Genomic DNA, 24,754 nt, shown 5'->3' on the forward strand with positions numbered 1-24,754 from the left:
GGTGGATCACGCTTCATCGATCCACTGGCTGTGCAACAAGGTGGATGTAAAAGGCGACATCCACCCTACGGATGCCGTCAGAGCTGAATCCAGGTCGCCTTCAGCTCGGTGTACTTGTCGAAGGCATGCAGTGACTTGTCGCGACCGTTGCCGGACTGCTTGAAGCCGCCGAACGGCGCGGTCATGTCGCCGCCGTCGTACTGATTGACCCACACGCTGCCGGCGCGCAGCGCCCGCGCGGTGCGGTGTGCCTTGGACAGGTCGGCGGTCCACACGGCCGCGGCCAGGCCGTAGGGCGTGTCGTTGGCGATCGCCACCGCTTCCTCGGCGCTGTCGAAGGTGATCACCGACAGCACCGGACCGAAAATTTCCTCCTGCGCGATCTTCATCGCGTTGTCGACGCCATCGAAGATGGTCGGCTCGACATACAGTCCGCCAGTCTCCTCAAGCGTGCGCTGGCCGCCGATCAGCACCTGCGCGCCGGCCTGGCGCCCGGCGTCGATGTAGCCAAGCACGGTGTTGAGCTGTTGGCTGTCCACCAGCGCGCCGACATTGGTCGCCGGGTCCAGCGGGTTGCCCGGCTTCCAGCCCTTGAGGGCCTCGACCACCATGGGCAGGAAGCGCTCCCTGATCGAGCGCTCCACCAGCAGGCGCGAACCGGCGGTGCAGACCTCGCCCTGGTTGAAGGCAATGGCGCCGGCCGCGGCTTGCGCTGCTGCTTCGAGATCGGGCGCGTCGGCAAAGACGATGTTCGGGCTCTTGCCTCCGGCCTCCAGCCAGACGCGCTTCATGTTCGATTCGCCGGCATAGATCATCAGCTGCTTGGCGACCCGCGTGGAACCGGTGAACACCAGGGTATCGACGTCCATGTGCAGCGCCAGCGCCTTGCCGACGGTGTGGCCGTAGCCCGGCAGCACGTTGAGCACGCCGGCCGGAATGCCGGCGTCGATCGCCAGCTGGGCAATGCGGATGGCGGTCAGCGGCGACTTCTCGGACGGCTTGAGCACCACCGAATTGCCGGTGGCCAGCGCCGGGCCGAGCTTCCAGCAGGCCATCATCAGCGGGAAATTCCACGGCACGATGGCCGCCACCACGCCGACCGGCTCGCGGGTGACCAGGCCGAGCTGGTCGTGGGGCGTGGCCGCCACTTCGTCGTAGATCTTGTCGATCGCCTCGCCGCTCCAGCGAAGCGCCCGCGCGGCCCCGGGGATGTCCACCGCCAGCGAGTCGCCGATCGGCTTGCCCATGTCGAGGGTCTCCAGCAGCGCCAGCTCCTCGCGGTGGGCTTCCAGCAGACCGGCAAAGCGGATCAGCACCGCCTTGCGCTTGGCCGGTGCCAAACGCGACCAGCTGCCGGCATCGAATGCGGCACGGGCACTGGCCACCGCGCGCTCGGCGTCGGCCTGGTCGCAGCTGGCGACCTGCGCCAGCACCCGCCCGTCCACCGGACTGATGCAGTCGAACTGGCCGCCGTCCGCCGCGGCGCAATACTCACCCTGGATAAAGGCGCGACCTTCGATGTGCAGGTCGCGGGCACGCTGTTGCCAGTCGGCGAGGGTCAGGGTGGGCATGGTGCATCCTCTCTAGTCAGGTCTTCGGGCTGTGGAAAAGGCACCCTAAACCAGCGGCGCGGACCCTATCAATATTTTTTACGAACGGCCGGTCTATCGCCTTGTTTTGTTCGTTTTATTAAACATAGACTCGATGAAAACCCTGCGGCTCGCCGTCGCAGCATAGCCGCTCGCCACCCGGAGCCAGCCCCATGTCACAGGATTTCCACCCCGACGCCTCGCCCGATCACTTCTGGATGCCCTTCACCGCCAACCGCCAGTTCAAGGCCACGCCGCGCCTGCTGGAGAGCGCCGAGGGCATGTATTACACGGCGAGCGACGGCCGCCAGGTACTCGACGGCACGGCCGGGCTCTGGTGCTGCAATGCCGGCCATGGCCGGCGCGAGATCAGCGAAGCGGTGAGCAAGCAGATCGCCAGGATGGACTTCGCGCCGACCTTTCAGATGGGCCATCCGCTACCTTTCGAGCTGGCCGAGAAACTCGCCGCCATCAGCCCCGAAGGACTGAACCGGGTGTTCTTCACCAACTCCGGATCGGAGTCGGCGGATACCGCGCTGAAGATCGCCCTCGCCTATCAGCGCGCCATCGGTCAGGGCTCGCGTACGCGGCTGATCGGCCGCGAGCTGGCCTATCACGGCGTCGGTTTCGGCGGCATGTCGGTGGGCGGCATGGCCAACAACCGCCGCGCCTTCGGCCCGATGCTGCCGGGCGTCGATCACCTGCCGCACACCCTCGATCTGCAGCGCAACGCCTTCAGCAAGGGCCTGCCGCAGCATGGCGTGGAGCGCGCCGATGAACTGGAGCGGCTGGTGGTGCTGCATGGCGCGGAGAACATCGCCGCAGTGATCGTCGAGCCGATGTCCGGCTCGGCCGGGGTCATCCTGCCGCCGGTGGGCTATCTGCAGCGTCTGCGCGAGATCACCGCCAAGCACGGCATCCTGCTGATCTTCGATGAGGTCATCACCGGCTTCGGCCGTGTCGGCGAAGCCTTCGCCGCCCAGCGCTGGGGCGTGACGCCGGACATCCTCACCTGCGCCAAGGGCCTGACCAACGGCGCGATTCCCATGGGCGCGGTGCTGGTCGCCGACCACCTGTTCGATGCCTTCATGAAGGGACCGGAAAACGTCATCGAGTTCTTCCACGGCTACACCTACTCCGGGCATCCGGTGGCCTGCGCGGCGGCGTTGGCGACCCAGCAGATCTATCAGCAGGAAAACCTGTTCCAGAAGGCCATCGACCTGGAGCCCTACTGGCAGGAAGCACTGTTCAGCCTCAGGGACCTGCCCAACGTGATCGACATCCGCACGGTCGGGCTGGTCGCGGGTATCCAGTTCGCTGCCCATGCCGATGGCGTCGGCAAGCGCGGTTACGAGGTGTTCCGGGAGTGTTTCGAGAAGGGCCTGCTGGTACGCGCCAGCGGCGACACCATTGCGCTGTCGCCGGCGCTGATCGTCGAGAAGGCCGAGATCGACCAGATGATGGAGTTGCTCGCCGACGGTATTCGCAAGGCCGGCTGACGCAGCGCCCCGAGAAGCGTGGCCCGGCCTGACGGATCAGGCCGGGCACTGGATCAGAGCGATTCCAGGCAGCCGGCCAGGGTGTCGCCGAGGCCTTCCAGCAACTTTTCGTAGCCCTGCGCATCGGTCGCCAGGCCGACACCGAGCACATCCAGCTCCGCCATCTTCACCGGCAAGCCGGCGGTCAGCGTTTCGGCCAGTCGCGGACGCGCCGGCGGTTCGCTGAACACGCAGCTCGGCCCGGCCTGCTGCAAGCGCTCGCGCATCGCCGCGACATGCCGGGCGCCGGGTTGCGACTCGCCACCGGCACTGAACACGCCGGCATGGCGCAGGCCGTAGGCCGCCTCGAAGTAGTCGTAGGCCTCGTGGAAAACGAAGAACGGCTTGTTCTGCACCTTGCTGAAGCGCTGCTTGAGGCGGGCGTCGAGCGCCTCGATACGCTGGGCGAAGGCCGCCGAGTTGGCCTGGTAGCGCTGTGCGTTGGCCGGGTCGGCGGTGGCCAGGTCCGCAGCCATGCGCTCGGCGATCACCAGTGCGTTGGCTGGCAGCAGCCACAGGTGCGCATCGAGCGTGCCCGGCCGATGGTCGTGGTCGTGCTCGTCGGCATGGGCGGTCTCGCCATGTGCGGCTTCGTCATGCTCGTGAGCATCATGGTCATGGCTGTCGTGATCGTCGTGATCGTCGTGATCGTCGTGATCGTCGTGATCGTCGTGATCGTCGTGATCGTCGTGATCGTCGTGATCGTCGTGATCGTGATGTTCAGCCCCGTCGTGCGCGTGCGCATCACCAAAACGACGCAGGGTCAGCTGCGGCAGGTCCTGCACCGCCACGGTCGTGCCTTCGCGAGCGCTCAGTGCGCGCGGCAGGAAGCTCTCCAGATCCGGGCCGATCCAGTAGAACAGCTGCGCATCGCGGATACGCCGTACGTCGGACGGTCGCAGCGAGTAATGATGCGCCGAAGCGCTGGCCGGCAGCAGAACGTCAGTCTCACCGACGCCATCCTGAACCGCCGCGGCGATCAGCTGCAGCGGCTTGATGCTGGTCAGCACGCGGACTTCGGCGTGGGCAGACGCGGCGCCAGCAACCAGCGCCGCGAGCAAGGGAAGGGAAAAAAGACGATTCACGGGCGTCACTCGTACGGAGGGAATTGGTACATAATAACGTCTCTACCCCAACACGTCGCCGCTCATGTCCAAGACCCCGCTGGCCTGTACGCCCCACGACCATGACCATTGCGTCAGCCACGCGCTGGCCGAAGCCGACAGCCTCTGCGCGCGCCAGGGCGTGCGCCTGACCGCCCTGCGCAAGCGTGTGCTGGAGCTGGTCTGGCAAAGCCACAGGCCGCTCGGCGCCTACGACATCCTCGCCGTACTGAGCGAGCAGGATGGCCGCCGCGCCGCGCCGCCCACCGTCTACCGCGCGCTGGATTTCCTGCTGGAGAACGGCCTGGTGCATCGCATCGCGTCGCTCAACGCCTTCATCGGCTGTAACCATCCGGAGCATCCGCACCAGGGCCAGTTCCTCATCTGCCGGCACTGCCACACCGCCATCGAACTCGAGCAACGCGCCATCGCCGAGGCCATCGACAGCGCCGCCGGCAGCGTCGGCTTCGCCGTCGAGGGGCAGACCGTGGAAGTGGTCGGCCTCTGCTCGAACTGCCGGGAAGCCGCATGAGCGAGGTGCTGCTGCGGCTGGATGACATCCACGTGCGCTTCGCCAACCAGAATGTGCTGGAAGGCGCGCAACTGCAGGTGCATCGCGGCGAGATCGTCACCCTGATCGGCCCCAACGGGGCCGGCAAGACCACCCTGGTCCGCGCCGTGCTGGGCTTGCTGAAACCTGATCGCGGGCAGGTCTGGCGCAAGCCGAAGCTGCGCGTCGGCTACATGCCACAGAAGCTGCACGTAGATGCCACCCTGCCCTTGTCGGTGCTGCGCTTTCTGCGCCTGGTACCTGGCGTCGATCGTGCCCGCGCACTGGCGGCGCTGGGTGAAGTCGGTGCGGAACACGTCATCGACAGCCCGCTGCAGAAGATTTCCGGCGGCGAAATGCAGCGTGTGCTGCTCGCCCGCGCGCTGCTGCGCGAGCCGGAGTTGCTGGTGCTGGACGAACCGGTGCAGGGCGTCGACGTCGCCGGCCAGGCCGAGCTGTACCGGTTGATCGGCGTGTTGCGCGACCGCTACGGCTGCGGCGTGCTGATGGTCTCCCACGACCTGCACCTGGTGATGAGCGCCACCGACCAGGTGGTCTGCCTCAATCGCCACGTTTGCTGCTCGGGGCACCCGGAGCAGGTCAGCAGCGACCCGGCCTTCGTCGAACTGTTCGGCCAGGACGCGCGCAGTCTGGCGATCTACCACCACCAGCACGACCACAGCCACGACCTGCACGGCAGCGTGGTGACCGGCAAACCCCACGTCCACGGCCCGAACTGCAAGCACTGACATGCCCGATTTCCTTCTCAACGCCCTGCTCGCCGGCCTCGCCCTGGCGCTGGTCGCCGGCCCGCTCGGCTCTTTCGTCGTCTGGCGGCGCATGGCCTATTTCGGCGACACCCTGTCCCACGCCGCACTGTTCGGCGTCGCCCTCGGGCTGATGCTCGACGTCAACCTGACCCTGGCGGTGACCGTCGGCTGCGTGCTGCTCGCGCTCTTGCTGGTCACCCTGCAGCAGCGCCAGCCGCTGGCCTCGGACACGCTGCTCGGCATTCTCGCGCACAGCACGCTGTCGCTGGGCCTGGTGTCGCTGAGCTTCATGGATGACGTGCGCATCGACCTGATGGGCTATCTGTTCGGCGATCTGCTCGCCGTCGGGCCGAGCGATCTGGCCTGGATCATCGGCGGCAGCGCCCTGGTGCTGCTGATGCTGATTCCGCTGTGGCGGCCGTTGCTGGCGATCACCGTGCACGAGGAGCTGGCCAAGGTCGAAGGGTTGCCGGTGGCCGGTATCCGCCTGGCGCTGATGCTGCTGATCGCCGTGGTGATCGCCGTGGCGATGAAGATCGTCGGCGTGCTGCTAATCACCTCGCTGTTGATCATTCCCGCCGCCGCCGCGCAACGCCATGCGCGCACGCCGGAGCAGATGGCCTTTGGCGCCAGCGTGTTGGGCATCGTCGCGGTGTGCCTGGGTCTGACGCTGTCCTGGTTCGAAGACACCCCCGCCGGGCCGTCCATCGTGGTCAGCGCCGCCGCGCTGTTCCTGCTCAGCTTCGCCTGGCCTCGCAGGGCCTGAGGCCATGACCGATCTGAAATACCTGCGCGGCTACCCGGAGCCGCTGCTGGCGCAGGTTCGCCAGCTGATCGCCGAGCGGCGCCTGGGTGACTATCTGCAGCGTCGTTACCCGGCACGGCACGAAGTGCAGAGTGACAAGGCGCTGTACGGCTACGTGCAGAAGCTCAAGCAGGACTATCTGAAAAGCGCGCCGCCGATCGACAAGGTGCTCTATGACAATCGCCTGGACCTGACACATCGCGCGCTGGGCCTGCATACCGCGGTGTCACGGGTGCAGGGCGGCAAGCTCAAGGCGAAGAAGGAGATCCGCGTCGCCGCACTGTTTCGCGAGGCGGCGCCGGAATTCCTGCAGATGATCGTGGTGCACGAACTCGCCCATCTGCGTGAGAGCGAGCACAACCGCGCCTTCTATAAGCTCTGCGAACACATGCTGCCGGGCTATGGGCAGATCGAGTTCGATCTGCGCCTGTTCCTGCACTGGCGCGAGCTGGAGGCGCTACCGGGCAAGAATGCCTAGCGCATCAGTGCTGCCAGGCGTCGATCCAAAATGTAGTGCCGCTCAGATCCAACCCAGCCAGCGCCACCAGGTCATCGCGAACAGCAACATGCTCAGATAGCCGATCAGCGTTACCAGCACGCCGACCTTGGCGAATTGCCGGGCGCTGAAGGTCTCGGTGCCCAGGCAAACCATGTTCTGCGGCGCGTTGATCGGCAGGATGAAGCCATAGCTGACGACAAAGCCGAGCAGCATGGTCATCCCCAGCCGGCTGAAATCCCCTGGCAGGCTGAGCAACACCGAGATCAGGATCGGCAGCATCGCCGATGTCAGCGCCGTGGCACTGGCAAAGCCCAGATGGATCACGATGAGGAAGGCACCGAGAATGGCGAAAATGCCCAGCGGCCCCACCACGCCAAGCCCGGTGTGAGCGACCACCTGCGCGCCCAGCCACTGTCCGGCCTGAGTCGTGAGCAATACCGTGCCGAGGCTGATACCAACACCGAAGACGATCACCGTGCCCCAGGGCACCCGCGCCTGAACCTCCTTCCAGTTCATCACGCCGATGCGCGGCAGCATCAGAATCACCAGGCCGGCATAGGTGGTGCTGGTGGTGTCGAAGCTGTGCAACTTGCCCTCGGTGGCCCAGCACAGCAGCAGCCCAATGGACACGGCGAGCAGGCGCTTCTGCGCCGAGGTCATCGGCCCAAGTTCGGCGAGCGAGCGTGCCACGGCTTCCTTGCCACCGGCTATCCGCTCGGTTTCCGGCGGCAGCAGCTTGAGCACGATGACCAGCAGGACGAAGGACATCAGCACGGCCCAGGGTGCGCCGGCGATGAGCCAGTCGATCCAGCTGACTCGTTCACCCAGCAGCTTGTCCATGAAGCCCACCAGCAGCAGGTTCTGCGCCGCTGCGGTCTGGATGCCGATGTTCCAGATGCTGGTGCCCTGGGCGACGATGATCATCATGCCGGCGGCGAAGTTCGAACGCTTGTCGATCCCGAATGCGGTGATGATGCCAAGCATGATCGGCACCACGCAGGCGGCGCGCGCCGTGGCGCTGGGTACCACCAGGCTGAGCAGGACGATGACCACCAGCGTGCCGCCGAGGATATGCCGCGAACTGGTGCCGACCCTGGATAGGGTCATCAGCGCAATGCGCCGGTCGAGCCCGGTCAGGGTCATCGCCGCAGCGATGAACAGGGCTCCGGCTACCAGCGCCAATGCCGGATTGGCGAAGCCGGAAAGCCCCATACCGATCGCCTTTGAGGTGCCGTAGGCGACCTCGGGGTTTTCCAGCGTAGGCGCCGTACCGATGAGGAACGCCAGCAGCGCGGTGATCATGATAGCGCTGACCTCATAGGACACCGCTTCGGTGATCCACACCACCACCGCGAACACCAGGATCGCCAGCACTCGCTGGCCGGCCACGGGCAGGTCGGCAGGCAGTGGCATCAGCAGCACGCCAATCAGCGCCAGTACGGCCACCAACAGACCGATCGGGATGCCAAGCAGACCCTGGCGAAGGGCTACGTTAGGGGTATCGCTCATGGTATGGCTCCATCCGCTGACAGACGCCTTCAGCATGGGCAAGCCAGATCAGCGAGACCATGACCTGTGTCTATTGCGGCCTTTGCGGCGATTTAACCAAGTAAAAAAAAAGCAGAACGCCGGCATGCGCCGGCGTTCTGTGGTCGATGGCTCGCAGCACGTTTCGAGCGGGCTGGCGCCCGCGCCGAACCTTGCGCAAACCTCAGGCGGGAATTGCCTCCGCCGCAGCCTCGCGGGCCCAGACCCGATGCTGGCCAAGAGCCTGGGCGAAGTTGCCGAACACACCGTCCACATCGTCACCCTCCAGCAGACCGCTGTCGGGTTGCAGGCCCAGCGATGCCAGCAGCGGCCGCGCCGCACCGAGCATGACGATAGGTTTCAGGTGCTTGTAGGCCTCCAGCACGTAGTGCTTGGCCTCGCCGGACTTGGCCATGGCCGCCGCCGCATCGGCGCCGCCGGGGACGAACACGGCGTCGAACATCACCGAGGGCATGCCGTCCATCGCGGCGTCGACCGGCAGCATCTTGCCGTCCGCCGTTTTCACCGGCGCCGGTGACGGGCCGATGATCTTGGCCAGCGCGCCCTCCGAGGCCAGCTTGGCCTTGAACGCATCGATCGCCGCACCATCGACGCCGTTGGCTACCAGGATGGCCACCTTGCGCGACTTGATGTTGCCCGGTGCATGGTTCATCAGGCTCAGCGCCGGCGAATCCTGCGGGGTTGGCGTCTTCGGCGCCACGGTCGGTGCGCTCGGCGCCGGCAGACCCAGGTTCTCGGCGACACGGCGGGCCAGCTCCAGGTCGATATTGGCGAGGATCTCGTTGACCTGGCGTTCGCGGATGAACACCCGCTCCACTTTGCCCAGCTCGAAGGTGTAGGCGCCGATGATGTGCTCCTTCTCCGGCGCGCTCATGCTGTTCCAGAACAGCGTGGCCTGGGAGAAGTGGTCGCCGAAGGATTCGCTGCGGTTGCGGATCTTGTGGCCCTCGACGCGCTCCGGATAGCTCTCGAAGCCGCCGCCCTGGGCCGCCGGTGGGGTTTCCTTGGGCCAGCCGCTGTCGATCGAGTTGGGCTCGTAGTTGGCGCGGCCCTTGTGGATGGTCTGGCGATGGAAGGCGTCGCGCTGATTGTTGTGGAACGGACACAGCGGACGGTTGATCGGGATCTCGTGGAAGTTTGGCCCACCGAGACGCAGCAGCTGGGTGTCGGTGTAGGAGAACAACCGGCCCTGCAACAGCGGGTCATTGGTGAAGTCGATGCCCGGAACGATGTGGCCGATGTGGAAGGCGGCCTGCTCGGTTTCGGCGAAGAAGTTGTCCGGGTTGCGGTTGAGGGTCATCTTGCCGAGCTTCTGCACCGGCACCAGCTCCTCGGGAATGATCTTGGTCGGGTCGAGCAGGTCGAAATCGAACTTGTGCTCGTCGGCCTCTTCCACCACCTGTACGCCCAGCTCCCACTCGAAGTAGTCGCCCATCTCGATGGACTCCCACATGTCGCGGCGGTTGAAGTCCGGGTCTTTGCCGGCAATCTTCAGCGTCTCGTCCCAGACCAGCGAGAAGGCGCCGGCCACCGGCTTCCAGTGGAACTTGACGAAGCGGCTGACGCCCTCGGCATTGATCAGGCGGAAGGTGTGTACGCCGAAGCCTTCCATCGCCCGGTAGCTGCGCGGCAGAGCGCGGTCGGACATGGTCCAGAGCACCATGTGCGCCGATTCCGGGGTCAGCGAGACGAAGTCCCAGAAGCTGTCGTGAGCCGACTGTGCCTGCGGGATCTCGTTGTGCGGCTCGGGTTTCACCGCATGCACGAAGTCCGGAAACTTGATCGCGTCCTGAATGAAGAACACTGGCATGTTGTTGCCGACCAGATCGAAGTTGCCCTCGTCGGTGTAGAACTTGGTGGCGAAGCCGCGCACGTCGCGCACGGTGTCTGCCGAGCCGCGCGAGCCCTGCACGGTGGAGAAGCGCGTGAAGACTGGGGTTTCCTTGCCTTCGGCGGCGAGGAACGAGGCCTTGGTCAGCCAGCTGTGGTCGGCGTAGCTGACGAACACACCGTGCGCCGCCGAACCACGCGCATGCACGATGCGCTCGGGGATGCGCTCGTGGTCAAAGTGGGTGAGCTTCTCGCGCATGATGAAGTCTTCGAGCAGCGAGGGCCCACGGTCGCCGGCCTTGAGGGTGTTCTGGTTGTCAGCGATCTTTACGCCCTGGTTGGTGCGCAGCGCCTCGCCGGTGGCGTCGCTGCGAAATTCTTCCAGTTGGTCGAGCTTGGCGTTGTGGTTGGCACGGTCGACGGTATCGGTGCCGGCCAGCTCGCTCTGTTTAGGGGTCTTTTCGGTCATGATGGGCCTCCATTAGCGGTGAGCTGAACCGCGAACGATCGGGCCACGGTCTGGACCTGATGCGTGATCATTTCACGGCGTACCGGTTAGTGACCCCTATAGCGGCTACATGGTTGCCGGCCGAACCGATTTGCTTTGGCTATAAGCCCGATGCATTTGCTCAATCGCAGCGGCACAGACAAGCGACCTCGCCGGCAAACGGGTAGAATGCCCGGCTTTCGCCGAATATCCCGGCAACGAACGCCGCACCCACAAGGTTCGCCCGTGATCGAATTCCATCAAGTCCACAAAACCTATCGGACCGGCGGCAGAGACGTCCCTGCCCTGCAGCCGACGCAGCTGGAGATCGCCTCCGGTGAAGTCTTCGGCCTGATCGGCCATTCTGGCGCCGGCAAGAGCACGCTGCTGCGTCTGATCAACCGCCTCGAGGAACCCTCCGGCGGGCGCATCCTGGTCAACGGCGAAGATGTCACCGCGCTCGATGCCGACGGCCTGCGGCGCTTCCGCCAGCGCGTCGGGATGATCTTCCAGCACTTCAACCTGCTGATGTCCAAGACCGTGGCCGACAACGTCGCCATGCCGCTGCGCCTGGCCGGCATCCGCTCGCGCAGTGAGATCGACGCCCGCGTCGCCGCCCTGCTCGACCGTGTCGGCCTCAAGGACCACGCGCGCAAGTATCCGGCGCAGCTCTCCGGTGGTCAGAAGCAGCGCGTCGGTATTGCCCGTGCGCTGGCCACCGAGCCGAGCATCCTGCTCTGCGACGAGGCGACCAGTGCCCTCGATCCGCAGACCACCGCCTCGGTGCTGCAGCTGCTGGCCGAGATCAATCGCGAACTGAAGCTGACCATCGTGCTGATCACCCATGAGATGGACGTCATCCGCCGCGTCTGCGACCGCGTCGCGGTGATGGATGCCGGTGCCATCGTCGAACAGGGGCCGGTCACCGAAGTGTTCCTGCATCCCAAGCACCCGACCACCCAGCGCTTCGTGCTGGAAGACGAGGCGATGGATGAAAGCGAGCTGCACGACGATTTCGCTCATGTGCCGGGCCGCATCCTGCGCCTGACCTTCCAGGGCGACGCCACCTACAAGCCGCTGCTAGGCACGGTCGCCCGTGAAACCGGGGTCGACTACAGCATCCTGTCCGGGCGCATCGATCGCATCAAGGACACCCCCTACGGCCAGCTCACGCTGGCGCTGATCGGCGGTGACATGGCAGCGGCAATGGCACAACTGCAGGCCGCTGACGTGCACGTGGAGGTATTGCGCTGATGGAAGCCCTTTTCAGCTCCTTGTTAGGGAATGTCGACTGGTACGAGATCTGGCTGGCGACGCTGGACACCCTGCTGATGCTCGGCGGCTCGCTGCTGTTCACCATCCTGCTTGGCCTGCCGCTGGGCGTGCTGCTGTTTCTCTGCGGTCCGCGCCAGCTGTTCGAAAACGCGCCGCTGTATGCCGCGCTGTCATTCGTGGTCAACGTATTGCGCTCGCTGCCGTTCATCATCCTGCTGATCGTGATGATCCCCTTCACCGTGCTGATCACCGGCACCTCGCTGGGCGTGGCTGGCGCCATCCCGCCGCTGGTGGTGGGCGCTGCGCCGTTCTTCGCGCGCCTGGTAGAAACCGCGCTGCGCGAGGTGGACCGCGGCATCATCGAGGCGACCCAGGCGATGGGTGCCACGACGCGGCAGATCATCTTCAGCGCATTGCTGCCGGAAGCGCGTCCGGGCATCATCGCCGCCATTACCGTCACCGCCATCACCCTGGTGTCCTACACCGCAATGGCCGGTGTGGTGGGGGCCGGCGGCCTCGGTGACCTGGCCATCCGCTTCGGCTACCAGCGCTTCCAGACCGACGTGATGGTCGTCACCGTGGTCCTGCTGCTGGTGCTGGTGCAGGTGCTGCAAAGCGTCGGCGACAGACTGGTCACCCATTTTTCGCGCAAATGAACCATCAGCAGGCCGTTGAAAAAACGTAGGCGAGGCAGGCAAGACAAGGCAAAAACAGGTGAGGACGCGGAGTTTAGTACTCTAAATGAGCAGTCCGAGCCTGTTTTTAACGCAGTATTGCCAACGCAGCTAGTTTTTCGACGGCTTGCTAGGGCGAGCGAACTTCGCACCCTGATCTACCTACGAAGGAACCGAACGATGAAAAAACTGATTGCCGCCCTGGCCACCGTCGCGGCATTTTCCGCACAGGCCGCCGAAACCCTGACCGTGGCCGCCACCGCCGTGCCGCACGCCGAGCTGCTGGAGTTCGTCAAACCGCAACTGGCCGAGCAGGGCGTCGAGCTGAACGTGAAAGTCTTCACCGACTACGTGCAGCCGAACATCCAGGTTGCCGAAAAGCGTCTGGACGCCAACTTCTTCCAGCACCAGCCGTACCTGGATGAATTCAACAAGGGCAAGGGCACCGATCTGGTCAGCGTCGCCGGTGTGCACATCGAGCCCTTCGGTGCCTACTCGAGCAAGGTCAAGTCGCTGGACGAGCTGCCCAGCGGCGCCACCGTGGTCATCCCCAACGACGCCACCAACGGCGGTCGCGCCCTGCTGCTGCTGGCCAAGGCCGGCGTGATCACGCTGAAGGACGGCGCCGGCATCACCGCCACGCCGAAGGACATCGCCGAGAACCCGAAGAACATCAAGGTGCGTGAGCTGGAAGCGGCGACCCTGCCGCGCGTGCTGACCCAGGTCGACCTGGCGCTGATCAACACCAACTACGCGCTGGAAGCCAAGCTGAACCCGACCCAGGACGCCCTGGTCATCGAAGGCAGCGACTCGCCCTACGTGAACATCCTGGTTGCCCGTCCGGACAACAAGGACAGCGACGCCATGCAGAAGCTGGCCGCCGCGCTGCACAGCGAAGAAGTGCGCAAGTTCATCGAGGAAAAGTACAAGGGTGCCGTCGTTCCGGCCTTCTGACCGTGACCGCGCGGTCCTGAACGAACCCCGCCTCGGCGGGGTTTTTCGTTTTCGGCCGTAGGGTGGATGTCGCCTTTTACATCCACCGCGGCGCCGCTCAGCGATGGCCACTCGGTGGAGGCCACCCCGTGGATCGATAAAGCGCGATCCACCCTACGACCAAGCCATATCAGGACGCGGGCCCACGAAATGGTTCGCGCAGCATGCTCTTCACGGCACCAGCACTGCCGCGCCCTGGAACCGCCCATGGCGCAGATCGTCCAGCGCCTGGTTGGCCTGTTCCAAAGGGTAGGCATGGGTTTCGGTATGGATGCCGACCTGCGCGGCGACCGGGAAGAAGTCCAGGCCGTCCTGACGGGTCAGGTTGGCCACCGAAACCAGCTCGCGCTCCTGCCAGAGGATGTCGTAGGGAAAGCTCGGGATGTCGCTCATGTGGATGCCAGCGCAGACCACCCGGCCGCCCTTGCGCACGGCGCGCAATGCGGCCGGCACCAGCTCGCCGGCCGGTGCGTAGATGATCGCGGCATCCAGCGGTACAGGCGGCGCCTGGCTGGAATCACCGGCCCAGAGCGCACCCAGTGAACGGGCGAAGTCCTGCGCGGCCACATCGCCCGGGCGGCTGAAGGCATACACGTCCCGCCCCTGCCAGCGCGCCACCTGCATGACGATATGCGCCGCGGCGCCGAAGCCGTACAGGCCCAGACGCTTGCCGTCGCCGGCCTTGACCAGCGAACGCCAGCCGATCAGCCCGGCACAGAGCAGTGGCGCCAGCGCCACGGCGTCGCCCTCCTCGCCAAGGTCGAAGGCGAAGCGCGCGTCGGCCACGACGTATTCGGCATAGCCGCCGGGCCGGGTGTAACCAGTGAACTGCGGCGCGTCGCAGAGGTTTTCCTCAGCGTGCTGGCAATAGCCGCAGGTGCCGCAGGTATGCCCGAGCCAGGGAACGCCGACCCGCTGGCCCAGTTCGAAGCCGCTGACGCCTTCGCCCAACGCATCGACGCGGCCGACAATCTCGTGACCCGGGATGATCGGCAGCGGCACCTCCGGCAATTCGCCATCCACCACGTGCAGGTCGGTGCGGCACACGCCGCAGGCCAGCACTTTTACCCGCAGCTCACCGGGCCCCGGTTGCGGCTCGGGCAGCTCGCGCAGCTGCAACGGCTGGCCAATCTGTTCCAGCAACATGGCTCGCATCGACGTCCCTCCTTTCGTCTCCGTTCTGCTGAGCGTAGGCCGATCGGTGGAAAAAGGCTCTAGACTCGAAGCGTCCCATGCTCAGGAGTGCCATCTATGACGCTTTCGCCCTTCCACCTTGCCATTCCCGTCCACGATCTGGCGGCCGCCCGCACCTTCTACGGCGAGGCGTTCGGCTGCGCCGAGGGTCGCAGCAGCGAACACTGGGTGGATTTCGATTTCTTCGGCCACCAGCTGGTGATCCACGAAGCGCCGAAGATGCCGCATCAGGAGGCGGCCCACAGCAACCCGGTGGACGGCCACGACGTGCCGGTGCCGCATTTCGGCGTGGTGCTTGGCTGGGAACAATGGGAGGCACTGGCCGAGCGGCTGAAGGCGCGCGGCACGCGCTTCGTCATCGAGCCCTACGTGCGCTTCCAGGGCCAGGTCGGCGAACAGGCGACCATGTTCCTGCTCGACCCCTGCGGCAATGCGCTGGAGTTCAAGGCGTTCAAGGACATGAGTCAGCTGTTCGCCAAGTGAGCAGGATCAGTCGCGCTCGGCGATGTGCTGATCCTTGAGCTTCACGTAGTTGCCGGCGGTGTAACTGAAGAAGCTGCGCTCCTTTTCGGTCAGCGGACGGGCCTGCTTTACCGGGCTGCCAACGTAGAGATAGCCGCTTTCCAACGTCTTGCTCGGCGGCACCAGGCTGCCGGCGCCGATAATCACTTCATCCTCGACCACCGCGCCGTCCATCACGATCGAGCCCATACCGACCAGGATGCGATTGCCCAGGGTGCAGCCGTGCAGGGTGACCTTGTGGCCTACGGTGACTTCGTCGCCGATGGTCAGCGGGAAGCCATCCGGGTTGTACGGCCCGGCGTGGGTGATGTGCAGCACGCTGCCGTCCTGGATGCTCGAGCGCGCGCCGATGCGGATGCGGTGCATGTCGCCGCGGATCACCGTGAGCGGCCAGACCGAGCTGTCGGCGCCGATCTCGACATCGCCGATGACCACCGCGGAGTCGTCGACGAACACGCGCTCGCCCAGTTGTGGAGTGCTGTTGTGGTAGCTGCGTATCGCCACGATAGAAACCTCTTTGGCTGCGGGGAGGGCCGATTGTAATTAAGATGGCCGGCATTGCCGCGTTAAACCAGGCCTGAGCAGCATGCCGCCCGGCGTGGTCAGAGTTAACTACCGGCTGCTTGCCCGGCGGCGCGTTTCGTCGCCCGGCGTTGAAAAAGCGCGGCAGCGCGTCCATCTAGGACATCTGCCTGCGCGCTGGCCTGTCCAGCCTCGCTCCAGTGAGCGGCCTGCAATCCTCTTCGTCACAAGGTGTCCCCGTGAGCGCGAACAATCCCCTGCTGCAAGAATTCGACCTGCCGCCCTATTCCGAGATTCGCCCGGAGCACGTCGAGCCGGCTATCGACACCATCCTCGGTGACAACCGCGTGGCGATCCAGGAACTGCTCAGCCGCCCGGCCGAGAGCCTCGACTGGCAGACCCTGGTGGTCGGCCTCGACGAGCTGAACGATCGCCTCGCGCGGGCCTGGGGGCCGGTCGGTCATCTCAATTCCGTGTGCAACAGCCCGGAATTGCGCACCGCCTATGAGGCCTGCCTGCCCAAGCTGTCGGCCTACTACACCGAACTCGGACAGAACCGCGACCTGTTTGAGGCCTACCAGGCACTGGCTGCAAACCCCGCGGCGGCTGGCTTCGAAGTGGCGCAAAAGACCATCCTCGAGCATTCGCTGCGTGACTTCCGCCTGTCCGGCATCGACCTGCCGCCGGTCGAGCAGCAACGCTTCGGCGCCATCCAGATGAAGCTCGCGGAGCTCGGCAGCAAGTTTTCCAACCAGCTGCTGGACGCGACCCAGGCCTGGACCCGCCACATCACCGACGAAAGCCTGCTGGCCGGCATCACCGACTCGGCCAAGGCACAGATGGCCGAGGCGGCCAAGGCCAAGGGCCTCGACGGCTGGCTGATCACCCTGGAATTCCCCAGCTACTACGCGGTGATGACCTACGCCGACAACCGCGACCTGCGCGAGGAGGTCTACACCGCCTACTGCACCCGCGCCTCGGACCAGGGCCCGAACCCCGGGCAGTTCGACAACGGTCCGGTAATGGCCGAGATTCTCGAGCTGCGCCACGAACTGGCGCAACTGCTCGGCTACGGCAACTTCGCCGAACTGTCGCTGGCGACCAAGATGGCCGAATCCACCGAGCAGGTGCTGAGCTTCCTGCGCGACCTGGCGGTACGCAGCAAACCGTTCGCCGAGCGTGATCTGGCCGAACTGCGCGCCTTCGCCGCCGAGCAGGGTCTGGACGATCTGCAGAGCTGGGACCTCGGCTACTACGCCGAGAAGCTGCGCCAGCAGCGCTACAGCCTGAACCAGGAAGAACTGCGCGCCTACTTTCCGATCGACAAGGTGCTGTCCGGGCTGTTCTGTATCGTCCAGCGCCTGTACGGCATCGAGATTCACGAGCTGGAGGGCTTCGACGGCTGGCATCCGGAAGTGCGCCTGTTCGAGATCACCGAGAACGGCCAGCACGTCGGGCGCTTCTTCTTCGACCTCTATGCGCGGCCGAACAAGCGCGGCGGCGCCTGGATGGATGGCGCCCGCGACAAGCGCCGCACTGCCGCTGGCACGCTGCAGACGCCGGTGGCCAATCTGGTCTGCAACTTCACCCCGCCGGTGGGCGAGCGCCCTGCGCTCTTGACCCACGACGAAGTCACCACGCTATTCCACGAGTTCGGCCATGGCCTGCACCACCTGCTGACCCAGGTCGAGCACGCCGGTGCCTCAGGCATCAACGGCGTAGCCTGGGATGCCGTGGAGCTGCCGAGCCAGTTCATGGAGAACTGGTGCTGGGACCCCGAAGGCCTGGCGCACATCTCCGGCCACTACCAGACCGGCGAGCGCCTGCCGCAGGACAAACTGGACATGATGCTGGCGGCGAAGAACTTCCAGTCCGGCATGATGATGGCGCGCCAGCTGGAGTTCTCCCTGTTCGACTTCGAACTCCACGCCACCCATGGCGACGGTCGCAGCGTGCTGCAGGTACTCGAGCACATCCGCGACGAGGTCTCGGTGATGCGCCCACCGGCCTACAACCGCTTCCCCAACAGCTTTGCGCACATCTTCTCTGGCGGTTATGCCGCCGGTTACTACAGCTACAAGTGGGCCGAGGTGCTGTCGTCCGATGCCTTCTCGCGCTTCGAGGAAGAAGGCGTGTTCAACTCCGAGACCGGGCGCGCCTTCCGCGAGGCGATCCTGGCCCGTGGCGGCTCCCAGGAGCCGATGGTACTGTTCGTCGATTTCCGAGGCCGCGAGCCGTCCATCGACGCCCTGCTGCGCCACCTCGGGCTGGTAGCGGAGGCCGCGGCATGAACGACGAAGTAACCCGTGTCACCACCAAGCGCTTCATCGCCGGGGCCGTGTGCCCCGCATGCAGCGGCACGGACTGCATCAAGATGTGGGACGTTGACGGTGTGCCGCACCGCGAATGCATCGACTGCGGCTACGCCGACACCCTCAACGCACAGGGCCAGTCCGTACCGATGGAGCTGGGCACGCGGGTGAACAAGGTCCAGCCCAAGCCGGCCAACCCGCAGGTGCAGTCGGTGCAGTTTTTCCCTAATCCGAAGTTGAAGAAGCCCGAGTAGCCACTGTGCTGCACCTGACCTGCGGCGACCTGGCCGGCGACAGCGTACGTGCGCTGCTGGCCAGGCTCGAGCCCGAGGCACAGGTGCGAGTGTTGCGCGACGACCTGGCTGTCGGACCGCTGAATGATGTGGATCGTGCGCCTTGCGCTGCTCGCGCCGCATTCTGGGAGCAGGTCTGGCCCGCAGAGGTGGCGCCACGCCCGGTGTTCGCCGATGAGCTGGCGGCTGATGCGCTCTGGCTAACCAACCTAGCCAAACAGGCTGCAGCCGTAACGGTCTGGCACGGCGACAGCGCATCCGAACAGCTGCTGTTGGCTCGCATCGCCGCGCTGCTGCGGGGCTCCAGCTGCGGGTTGCACGAAGTCGCTTGCGGCACCGGAGACAGCCGCGCCGGCCAGCGCAAGGCGGTGTCCATGCATTCGCCCGAGGCACTGGCGGCGCTATACAGCCCACAGGCGGTTCCCGCGTCTCGCCAGGCTGAACTCGCTGCGGTCTGGCACGAGCAGTGCGCCAGCTCGCATGACATTCGCCGCTGGTTCGAGGGGGCGTTTCGGGGCGAAGACTATCGACTGATCGACGCGGCGCTGGTCGCTGCCAGCCCGGACGAATTCGCTCCGCTGGCGCGTGCGATGGCCGAGGTCATGCGCCATTGCGACGGCTTCTTTCCCACGGATTTCTTCCTCTACTGGCGCGCCCGTGTACTGGCTGCCGCAGGGCGTCTGGAGGTACAGGGCGATCCAACAGCCGGTTACCGTGATCTGCAGGTGCGCCGAGTCATGAGGTGAAAGACTTCACTTCGCTGCCAAGACTCGGCGCGCCCAAGCTCTAAAACAAAGAACCCGCCAAGTGGCGGGTTCCGTGTTTTTGTATCAGTCCAAATCAGCCTTCGACCTTCGGCGTCGCCCGCCCCGGCTGTGGTGGCGAAGCAAACAGACGCTTGAGCTTCATCGCCGGCGCTTCGATCAGGTGCCAGGACAGTGCGGCGAGGATCAGCGTCGGCACGAAAGCGATCAGCGTCAGGCCGAGCACGCCGACCTGCGGACCGAACAGGTAGATGGTCAGCTGCTGGAACGGGAAGGCGTAGATGTACAGGCCATAGGAGAAATCGCCGTACTTGCCGAAACGCGAGATCAGCGGCAGCGGCGCGTAGGCCAGATAGAGCACCAGATACGGCAGTGCGATGAAGTAAACCAGCGGGCCGATGTCGGTACGGAAGGTTGCCACCAGCGCGGCGAACAACAGCGCCGCGATCCAGCCGCGCCAGGGGATGTCGTCGCGATAGAGGAACAGTGCCGAGCCGCTGTAGTACAGCAGCCCCAGTTTGAAGATGTTCTTGATGAAGTAGGACTCGATACCCAGCTTGCCCAGCAGCCAGAAATGCCCGACGGCGAGCACGGCAATCGGCAGGAAGATCAGCCGGCGCTTGAGGAAACCGGTTAGCCCGAGAATCATCACGCCGATGTACATCAGCACTTCCAGCGGCAACGTCCACAGCGAGCCGTTGACCACGTCGGGGTAGACGTTGCCGGTGAATACGCCGGGCAGCTCGTAGCGTGTCACCAAGAGGATGTTCTGCAGATAGGTCCAGGTGCCGTCGGCCGCGAGATACTGGCCGAGGGTCAGATGGGTGACCAGCGGCCCAATGACAAACACCGAGAGCAATACCGCGACGATCAACGCCGGAAAGATGCGCAGCGCCCGCTTGATCAGGAAGCTTTTCGGGCTGCTGCTGGCCAGCCAGGACGAGGCAATCAGATAGCCGCTCATGACGAAGAAGATGCCGACGGCGATCGAGCCGCCCTTTTCGTAGCCGGTGAGCAACGTCAGGGGTTCATCTCCACGGCGGCCAACCAGCGGATAGCTGTGGGCGAACAGCACCAGCGCCGCAGCGAAGAAGCGCAGGAAGTCGAAATTATTCTCCCGGGTGTGGAAAGAGCCGGTGGGATGCATGGTCTGCTCCTGACGAGTAACGGCAGTGACTAAGAAAAGGGGCGCACGCAAGCGGTGCATGCCGGTACTGCCGGATCGGTCGCGCACCGCGCTCCGATCGTCCTTGTTGTTTGCCGGCCGCCACGACAGGCGTCGCTCGCGCGTGCAAGCGTTACCCGGTCAGCCCCTTTGTCCCGAGCGCAGCGCAAATGTTCCCGAGCCAACCGACAGGCGGTAGCAGGCAGCACCGATCAGCGGCGCTGGCGCGCTGTCGTCGAGACGATTACTGTATGAATGAACAGTAATCGGACCGACACCCCATGAGCTTCCCCCGTGCCACACCACGCGGCCGCGGCACTGCGATCAACCCGGACAACCGTTTCGCGCCGACACGCAGCGAGGCATACGACGACGGCTGGGAACAGGACGTGCCGCCGACCCGCGCCACCGAAGTGCGCCTGGAGACGGCCAAGAGCGTACTGACCCGTAACCAGTCGCCTGACGTGGGTTTCGATCGCTCCGTAAACCCCTACCGAGGCTGCGAACACGGCTGCATCTACTGCTTCGCGCGGCCCAGTCACGCCTATTGGGACCTGTCGCCAGGCATCGATTTCGAGACGCGGCTGATCGCCAAGACCAACCTCGCCGAGCGCCTCGAACAGGAACTCTCCAAGCCGGGCTACGTGCCGCAACCGATCGCCCTGGGAGTGAACACCGATGCCTATCAGCCGCTTGAGCGCGAGCAGCGGCTGACGCGCCAGGCGCTGGAGATCCTGCTGCGCTTCAAGCACCCCGTGCACATCATTACCAAGGGTTCGCTGGTGCTGCGCGATCTCGATCTGCTGGTGCCGTTGGCCGAGCAGCGGCTGGTCAGCGTTTCGGTCAGCCTGACCACGCTGGACGACGAGCTGAAACGCATCATGGAGCCGCGCGCGGCCTCACCCTCGGCGCGGCTGCGGGTGTTGCGCACCCTGCATGAGGCTGGCGTGCCGGTCAGCGTGATGTGCGCGCCGATGATTCCGATGATCAACGACATGGAGCTGGAGCGGATGCTCGAAGCCGCCCGCGAAGCCGGTGCGCGCTCGGCCGGCTATGTGCTGCTGCGCCTGCCCCACGAAGTGGCGACGCTGTTCGATGAATGGCTGCAGGAGCATTTTCCGCAGCGCGCTGCCCATGTCATGAGCCTGGTGCGCCAATCGCGCGGCGGCAAGGATTACGACAGCCGCTTCGGCAGCCGCATGCGCGGTGAAGGCCAATTCGCCCAGCTGCTGGCGCAACGCTTTCAGCTGGCGTGCAAGCGCCTGGGCTTCAATCGACGGGATCAGAACTACGGCCTGGATTGCAGCCGTTTTGCCGTGCCGGGTTCGCAGATGTCGTTGCTCTGAGACCTCGAAAGCGCCGCCAGCGCCATCACTACGACAGGAATCAGAAAGCCGAAAAGGCTCGTCCTAGAGCGGTTCGTTCAGTTTCAGTTAAGTCTCGCTGACTAGCCTCGGGGCAAATGTGACCAGCCAGTCACCAGCCGCACAACCGGCCTGGATGAGTGCTGGCATGCCTTGCCCTGCATCAGGAGACCACCATGCGTGAAATATTCACCGCTCGCGCCGAGCGCAACGAACCATCCGCACGTGGCGAAAGCGCCGACGAATCCTTCGCCCATCTGGTCGATGGCTTTCGCCGCTTTCGCACCGAGGTCTATCCCGAACAGCAGGCGCTGTTCGCCCGCTTGGCCAGGGCCCAGCAGCCGCGTGCGATGTTCATCACCTGCGCCGACTCGCGCATCGTTCCCGAGCTGATCACCCAGAGTTCGCCCGGCGACCTGTTCGTCACCCGTAACGTCGGCAATGTGGTGCCACCTTACGGCCAGATGAACGGCGGCGTCTCCAGCGCCATCGAGTACGCGGTAATGGCGCTCAACGTGCAGCACATCATCGTCTGCGGGCATTCCGACTGCGGCGCGATGAAAGCGGTTCTCGACCCCAGCGGCCTGCAGCGGATGCCCACGGTGAAGGCCTGGCTACGCCATTGCGAAGTGGCGCGCAGCCTGGTGGAGCAGAACTGCAGCTGCGCCGCCGGCGAAGCCCTCGGCGTGCTCACCGAAGAGAACGTGGTGGCCCAACTCGACCACCTGCGCACCCATCCCTCGGTCGCCGCGCGCCTCGCCGGCGGTCAGCTGTCGATCCACGGCTGGGTCTATTGCATCGAGACCAGCGAAATCCTCGCCTACGACGCCACCAGTGGCCGTTTCGCGCCGCTGGACGGCGACGGCCCGCTACCGGTGGCAACGCCCGCACCGCGCTACCTGCAGGTCTGAACTGCCGGCCACAAGGCATTGGCTGTCGCTTCAGGCGGCGTCCCGGAGGCGTCGCCGCGTGTCGAGGATTTTCGAATGAATGCAGAAACGCTCAAAACAACGCTGCCGCGTGACCTGATGGCGTCCGTGGTGGTTTTTCTGGTGGCCCTGCCGTTGTGCATGGGCATCGCCATCGCCTCGGGCATGCCGCCCGCCAAAGGCGTGATCACCGGCATCGTCGGCGGGCTGGTGGTGGGTTGGCTGGCCGGTGCACCCCTGCAGGTCAGCGGCCCGGCCGCCGGACTCACGGTGCTGGTGTTCGAACTGGTGCAGCAATACGGAGCGGCCATGCTCGGGCCGATCCTGCTGCTGGCCGGTGCGCTGCAACTGCTGGCCGGTCGGCTGAAGCTGGGTTGCTGGTTCCGCGTCACCGCGCCGGCAGTGGTCTACGGCATGCTGGCCGGCATCGGCATCCTCATCGTGCTGTCGCAGTTGCACATGATGCTGGACGGGCAGCCGGAAGCCTCCGGACTGGACAATATCAGCGCCTTTCCCGCCGCTTTATGGGCCGCGCTGCCGTTTTCCGGCGGCGGTAACGGGCTGATCGCCGCATCTCTCGGCCTGTTGACCATCGCCTGCATGTGGGCATGGGATCGGCTCAAGCCGCAGCGCCTACGCCTGCTGCCCGGCGCGCTGCTGGGCGTCGCGGCGGCAACGCTGGCGGGGCTATGGCTGGGGCTCGACGTGCGCCGTGTCGAGGTGCCGGACAATCTCGCCGATGCCATCAGCTGGCTGCAACCGGCCGATCTGCTGGCCTTCGCCGATCCCGGTCTGCTGGTCGCGGCGCTGGCCGTGGCCTTTATCGCCAGCGCCGAAACCCTGCTGTCGGCGGCGGCGGTTGACCGCATGCACCAGGGCCCGCGCGCCGATTTCGACCGCGAGCTCACCGCCCAGGGCGTCGGCAACATGCTCTGCGGTGTGCTCGGCGCGCTGCCGATGACCGGCGTGATCGTGCGCAGCTCGGCCAATGTGCAGGCCGGGGCGCGCACGCGGCTGTCGGCCATGCTGCACGCGCTCTGGCTGCTGGCCGCGGTGGTGCTGCTGACCGCGCTGCTGGAGCAGATTCCAATCGCCAGCCTGGCCGGTGTGCTGGTCTACACCGGGCTCAAGCTGATCGACCTGAACGCGCTGCGCCAGCTCGGCCGCTACGGGCGCATGGCCATGCTGATCCATCTCGCCACGGCGCTGACCATCGTCGCCACCGACCTGCTGACCGGCGTGCTGCTGGGCTTCGCACTGACCCTGGGGCAACTGGCCTGGCAGGCTTCGCGGCTGAGGGTCACGGTGGTGCAGGAAGGCCGCCGGGTCGAACTGCGCATGCAGGGCGCAGCGACCTTTCTGAAGGTGCCGCGACTGGCCCGCGCGCTGGATGGCGTACCGAAGAATGCCTGCGTGCATGTGCCGATGACACACCTGCAGTACATCGACCATGCCTGCATGGAGCTGCTGGAAGAATGGCAGCGCGCCAACCAGGCCAGCGGCGCACGGCTGATCATCGAGCCGCGGGCATTGACTCGGCGGGTCGAAGGTCGCCGCCGGCAGGCCGTGCATCTTGCCGCGGCGGCCGACGGGAACTAATCAGGGCGACCAGCCCCCTCATCTTTCAGACACGACCATGCACAACGTGCATCTAGCCGGCAGCGCATCGGGTAAGCCCATGCGCTGCCGGCGCTTCTGGAGGATTGAATTGGACGTCTATATCGATCTGCTGCAATGGCCGGCCATGGTGGTCACGGTGATCGCCGCCTGGCTGATCGGCTCGCTGCAGCCCGGCCGGCGCTTCGTCGGCTTCTGCTGTTTTCTGCTGAGCAACCTGCTCTGGGTGATCTGGGGCTGGCACGCCGAGGCCTGGGCGCTGATCACCCTGCAGGTCTGCCTGGCGCTGATGAACCTGCGTGGGGTGAAGAAGAACGATGCCCCCACACAGCCCGAGCCAGACGCGCCCCGCGCTTAAATTGCCAGAGTGGGATCGCTGTCTATACTCCGAATCGTAGGCGTACCTGATTG

The 24,754-nt window shown here is 65.4% G+C and carries 23 protein-coding genes; 16 read left to right on the forward strand and 7 right to left on the reverse strand.

The window, feature by feature from the left end:
- Positions 1 to 77: 77 nt before the first annotated feature.
- Positions 78 to 1,571, reverse strand: a complete 1,494-nt coding sequence (locus LLJ08_RS20630; RefSeq protein WP_228207860.1) for an aldehyde dehydrogenase — start codon at positions 1,569 to 1,571, stop codon at positions 78 to 80.
- 191 nt (positions 1,572 to 1,762) lie between these two features.
- Here LLJ08_RS20630 and aptA point away from each other — a divergent pair, with 191 nt between their 5' ends.
- Positions 1,763 to 3,088, forward strand: coding sequence for an omega-aminotransferase AptA (gene aptA, locus LLJ08_RS20635; RefSeq protein WP_228207861.1), 1,326 nt, complete (start codon positions 1,763 to 1,765; stop codon positions 3,086 to 3,088).
- A 53-nt stretch (positions 3,089 to 3,141) separates the two neighbouring features.
- Here aptA and LLJ08_RS20640 read toward each other — a convergent pair whose 3' ends face one another.
- Positions 3,142 to 4,212, reverse strand: coding sequence for a zinc ABC transporter substrate-binding protein (locus LLJ08_RS20640; RefSeq protein WP_228207862.1), 1,071 nt, complete (start codon positions 4,210 to 4,212; stop codon positions 3,142 to 3,144).
- A 64-nt stretch (positions 4,213 to 4,276) separates the two neighbouring features.
- Here LLJ08_RS20640 and zur point away from each other — a divergent pair, with 64 nt between their 5' ends.
- Genes zur through LLJ08_RS20660 form a run of 4 tightly spaced genes read left to right on the forward strand, consistent with a single transcriptional unit; the run spans position 4,277 to position 6,833 of the window.
- Positions 4,277 to 4,762, forward strand: a complete 486-nt coding sequence (zur, locus tag LLJ08_RS20645) for a zinc uptake transcriptional repressor Zur (protein WP_014822191.1) — start codon at positions 4,277 to 4,279, stop codon at positions 4,760 to 4,762.
- Positions 4,759 to 5,529, forward strand: coding sequence for a zinc ABC transporter ATP-binding protein ZnuC (gene znuC / locus LLJ08_RS20650; protein ID WP_014822192.1), 771 nt, complete (start codon positions 4,759 to 4,761; stop codon positions 5,527 to 5,529). Before zur ends, znuC begins: the two co-directional genes overlap by 4 nt.
- Position 5,530: 1 nt before the next feature.
- The gene (gene znuB / locus LLJ08_RS20655) at positions 5,531 to 6,316 is read left to right on the forward strand and encodes a zinc ABC transporter permease subunit ZnuB (RefSeq protein ID WP_125897957.1); all 786 of its coding nucleotides are present in this window, start codon (positions 5,531 to 5,533) and stop codon (positions 6,314 to 6,316) included.
- Positions 6,317 to 6,320: 4 nt separating this feature from the next.
- A complete protein-coding gene (locus tag LLJ08_RS20660) occupies positions 6,321 to 6,833 on the forward strand; it encodes a M48 family metallopeptidase (protein ID WP_228207863.1) in 513 nt (170 codons plus the stop codon).
- 42 nt (positions 6,834 to 6,875) lie between these two features.
- Here the strand turns inward: LLJ08_RS20660 and LLJ08_RS20665 are convergent, their stop codons facing one another.
- Positions 6,876 to 8,363, reverse strand: a complete 1,488-nt coding sequence (locus LLJ08_RS20665) for a DASS family sodium-coupled anion symporter (RefSeq protein ID WP_228207864.1) — start codon at positions 8,361 to 8,363, stop codon at positions 6,876 to 6,878.
- Positions 8,364 to 8,565: 202 nt separating this feature from the next.
- Complete coding sequence (gene katE / locus LLJ08_RS20670) at positions 8,566 to 10,701, reverse strand: catalase HPII (protein ID WP_228207865.1); 2,136 nt, start codon at positions 10,699 to 10,701, stop codon at positions 8,566 to 8,568.
- A gap of 264 nt (positions 10,702 to 10,965) precedes the next feature.
- Here katE and LLJ08_RS20675 point away from each other — a divergent pair, with 264 nt between their 5' ends.
- The 3 genes from LLJ08_RS20675 (at position 10,966) to LLJ08_RS20685 (ending at position 13,622) form a co-directional block, all read left to right on the forward strand.
- Positions 10,966 to 11,973, forward strand: coding sequence for a methionine ABC transporter ATP-binding protein (locus LLJ08_RS20675; protein ID WP_090522809.1), 1,008 nt, complete (start codon positions 10,966 to 10,968; stop codon positions 11,971 to 11,973).
- Positions 11,973 to 12,650 carry a methionine ABC transporter permease gene (locus tag LLJ08_RS20680; protein WP_014822197.1) on the forward strand — a complete coding sequence of 226 codons (678 nt, stop codon included), beginning with the start codon at positions 11,973 to 11,975 and terminating at the stop codon, positions 12,648 to 12,650. Before LLJ08_RS20675 ends, LLJ08_RS20680 begins: the two co-directional genes overlap by 1 nt.
- A gap of 198 nt (positions 12,651 to 12,848) precedes the next feature.
- Positions 12,849 to 13,622 (forward strand): MetQ/NlpA family ABC transporter substrate-binding protein, encoded by a 774-nt coding sequence (locus LLJ08_RS20685; protein WP_023445748.1) that lies wholly within the window; start codon positions 12,849 to 12,851, stop codon positions 13,620 to 13,622.
- A 210-nt stretch (positions 13,623 to 13,832) separates the two neighbouring features.
- Here the strand turns inward: LLJ08_RS20685 and LLJ08_RS20690 are convergent, their stop codons facing one another.
- A complete protein-coding gene (locus LLJ08_RS20690) occupies positions 13,833 to 14,816 on the reverse strand; it encodes a zinc-dependent alcohol dehydrogenase family protein (RefSeq protein ID WP_228207866.1) in 984 nt (327 codons plus the stop codon).
- A 96-nt stretch (positions 14,817 to 14,912) separates the two neighbouring features.
- Between LLJ08_RS20690 and LLJ08_RS20695 the strand changes: the two genes are divergently transcribed.
- Positions 14,913 to 15,338 carry a VOC family protein gene (locus LLJ08_RS20695; RefSeq protein WP_044314221.1) on the forward strand — a complete coding sequence of 142 codons (426 nt, stop codon included), beginning with the start codon at positions 14,913 to 14,915 and terminating at the stop codon, positions 15,336 to 15,338.
- A gap of 6 nt (positions 15,339 to 15,344) precedes the next feature.
- On the opposite strand, the gene LLJ08_RS20700 is transcribed toward LLJ08_RS20695, so the two are convergent.
- Positions 15,345 to 15,881 carry a gamma carbonic anhydrase family protein gene (locus LLJ08_RS20700; protein WP_228207867.1) on the reverse strand — a complete coding sequence of 179 codons (537 nt, stop codon included), beginning with the start codon at positions 15,879 to 15,881 and terminating at the stop codon, positions 15,345 to 15,347.
- A gap of 257 nt (positions 15,882 to 16,138) precedes the next feature.
- Here LLJ08_RS20700 and prlC point away from each other — a divergent pair, with 257 nt between their 5' ends.
- The 3 genes from prlC to LLJ08_RS20715 are packed head-to-tail and all read left to right on the forward strand — an operon-like array spanning position 16,139 to position 19,250.
- The gene (gene prlC, locus LLJ08_RS20705) at positions 16,139 to 18,190 is read left to right on the forward strand and encodes an oligopeptidase A (protein ID WP_104098288.1); all 2,052 of its coding nucleotides are present in this window, start codon (positions 16,139 to 16,141) and stop codon (positions 18,188 to 18,190) included.
- Positions 18,187 to 18,465 (forward strand): YheV family putative zinc ribbon protein, encoded by a 279-nt coding sequence (locus tag LLJ08_RS20710; protein WP_023445743.1) that lies wholly within the window; start codon positions 18,187 to 18,189, stop codon positions 18,463 to 18,465. Before prlC ends, LLJ08_RS20710 begins: the two co-directional genes overlap by 4 nt.
- Before the next feature lie 5 nt (positions 18,466 to 18,470).
- Positions 18,471 to 19,250: a DUF1835 domain-containing protein gene (locus tag LLJ08_RS20715; protein WP_228207868.1), complete on the forward strand. Its 780-nt coding sequence runs from the start codon at positions 18,471 to 18,473 to the stop codon at positions 19,248 to 19,250.
- A gap of 94 nt (positions 19,251 to 19,344) precedes the next feature.
- On the opposite strand, the gene LLJ08_RS20720 is transcribed toward LLJ08_RS20715, so the two are convergent.
- Entirely contained in the window at positions 19,345 to 20,415 is a 1,071-nt protein-coding gene (locus LLJ08_RS20720; RefSeq protein WP_023445741.1) for an acyltransferase family protein, read from the reverse strand.
- Positions 20,416 to 20,714: 299 nt separating this feature from the next.
- On the opposite strand from LLJ08_RS20720, the gene LLJ08_RS20725 reads away from it, so the two are divergent.
- From LLJ08_RS20725 to LLJ08_RS20740, 4 genes are all read left to right on the forward strand, one after another.
- On the forward strand, positions 20,715 to 21,779 hold the full coding sequence (locus LLJ08_RS20725) for a PA0069 family radical SAM protein (protein WP_228207869.1): 1,065 nt from the start codon (positions 20,715 to 20,717) through the stop codon (positions 21,777 to 21,779).
- A gap of 194 nt (positions 21,780 to 21,973) precedes the next feature.
- The gene (locus LLJ08_RS20730) at positions 21,974 to 22,708 is read left to right on the forward strand and encodes a carbonic anhydrase (protein ID WP_228207870.1); all 735 of its coding nucleotides are present in this window, start codon (positions 21,974 to 21,976) and stop codon (positions 22,706 to 22,708) included.
- Positions 22,709 to 22,783: 75 nt separating this feature from the next.
- Positions 22,784 to 24,325 (forward strand): SulP family inorganic anion transporter, encoded by a 1,542-nt coding sequence (locus LLJ08_RS20735; protein ID WP_228207871.1) that lies wholly within the window; start codon positions 22,784 to 22,786, stop codon positions 24,323 to 24,325.
- A 109-nt stretch (positions 24,326 to 24,434) separates the two neighbouring features.
- Positions 24,435 to 24,701 carry a hypothetical protein gene (locus LLJ08_RS20740; protein WP_003303649.1) on the forward strand — a complete coding sequence of 89 codons (267 nt, stop codon included), beginning with the start codon at positions 24,435 to 24,437 and terminating at the stop codon, positions 24,699 to 24,701.
- Positions 24,702 to 24,754: the final 53 nt, after the last annotated feature.

This window comes from Stutzerimonas chloritidismutans (assembly GCF_020783375.1).
In the GTDB taxonomy this organism is placed as follows: domain Bacteria; phylum Pseudomonadota; class Gammaproteobacteria; order Pseudomonadales; family Pseudomonadaceae; genus Stutzerimonas; species Stutzerimonas kunmingensis.

Excerpts from the sequence above, each read along its gene's own strand:
- LLJ08_RS20630 (WP_228207860.1), bottom strand. The coding sequence starts at position 1,571 with ATGCCCACCCTGACCCTCGCCGACTGGCAACAGCGTGCCCGCGACCTG.
- aptA (WP_228207861.1), top strand. The coding sequence starts at position 1,763 with ATGTCACAGGATTTCCACCCCGACGCCTCGCCCGATCACTTCTGGATG.
- zur (WP_014822191.1), top strand. The coding sequence starts at position 4,277 with ATGTCCAAGACCCCGCTGGCCTGTACGCCCCACGACCATGACCATTGC.
- znuC (WP_014822192.1), top strand. The coding sequence starts at position 4,759 with ATGAGCGAGGTGCTGCTGCGGCTGGATGACATCCACGTGCGCTTCGCC.
- znuB (WP_125897957.1), top strand. The coding sequence starts at position 5,531 with ATGCCCGATTTCCTTCTCAACGCCCTGCTCGCCGGCCTCGCCCTGGCG.
- LLJ08_RS20660 (WP_228207863.1), top strand. The coding sequence starts at position 6,321 with ATGACCGATCTGAAATACCTGCGCGGCTACCCGGAGCCGCTGCTGGCG.
- LLJ08_RS20665 (WP_228207864.1), bottom strand. The coding sequence starts at position 8,363 with ATGAGCGATACCCCTAACGTAGCCCTTCGCCAGGGTCTGCTTGGCATC.
- katE (WP_228207865.1), bottom strand. The coding sequence starts at position 10,701 with ATGACCGAAAAGACCCCTAAACAGAGCGAGCTGGCCGGCACCGATACC.
- LLJ08_RS20680 (WP_014822197.1), top strand. The coding sequence starts at position 11,973 with ATGGAAGCCCTTTTCAGCTCCTTGTTAGGGAATGTCGACTGGTACGAG.
- LLJ08_RS20685 (WP_023445748.1), top strand. The coding sequence starts at position 12,849 with ATGAAAAAACTGATTGCCGCCCTGGCCACCGTCGCGGCATTTTCCGCA.
- LLJ08_RS20690 (WP_228207866.1), bottom strand. The coding sequence starts at position 14,816 with ATGCGAGCCATGTTGCTGGAACAGATTGGCCAGCCGTTGCAGCTGCGC.
- LLJ08_RS20695 (WP_044314221.1), top strand. The coding sequence starts at position 14,913 with ATGACGCTTTCGCCCTTCCACCTTGCCATTCCCGTCCACGATCTGGCG.
- LLJ08_RS20710 (WP_023445743.1), top strand. The coding sequence starts at position 18,187 with ATGAACGACGAAGTAACCCGTGTCACCACCAAGCGCTTCATCGCCGGG.
- LLJ08_RS20720 (WP_023445741.1), bottom strand. The coding sequence starts at position 20,415 with ATGCATCCCACCGGCTCTTTCCACACCCGGGAGAATAATTTCGACTTC.
- LLJ08_RS20725 (WP_228207869.1), top strand. The coding sequence starts at position 20,715 with ATGAGCTTCCCCCGTGCCACACCACGCGGCCGCGGCACTGCGATCAAC.
- LLJ08_RS20730 (WP_228207870.1), top strand. The coding sequence starts at position 21,974 with ATGCGTGAAATATTCACCGCTCGCGCCGAGCGCAACGAACCATCCGCA.
- LLJ08_RS20735 (WP_228207871.1), top strand. The coding sequence starts at position 22,784 with ATGAATGCAGAAACGCTCAAAACAACGCTGCCGCGTGACCTGATGGCG.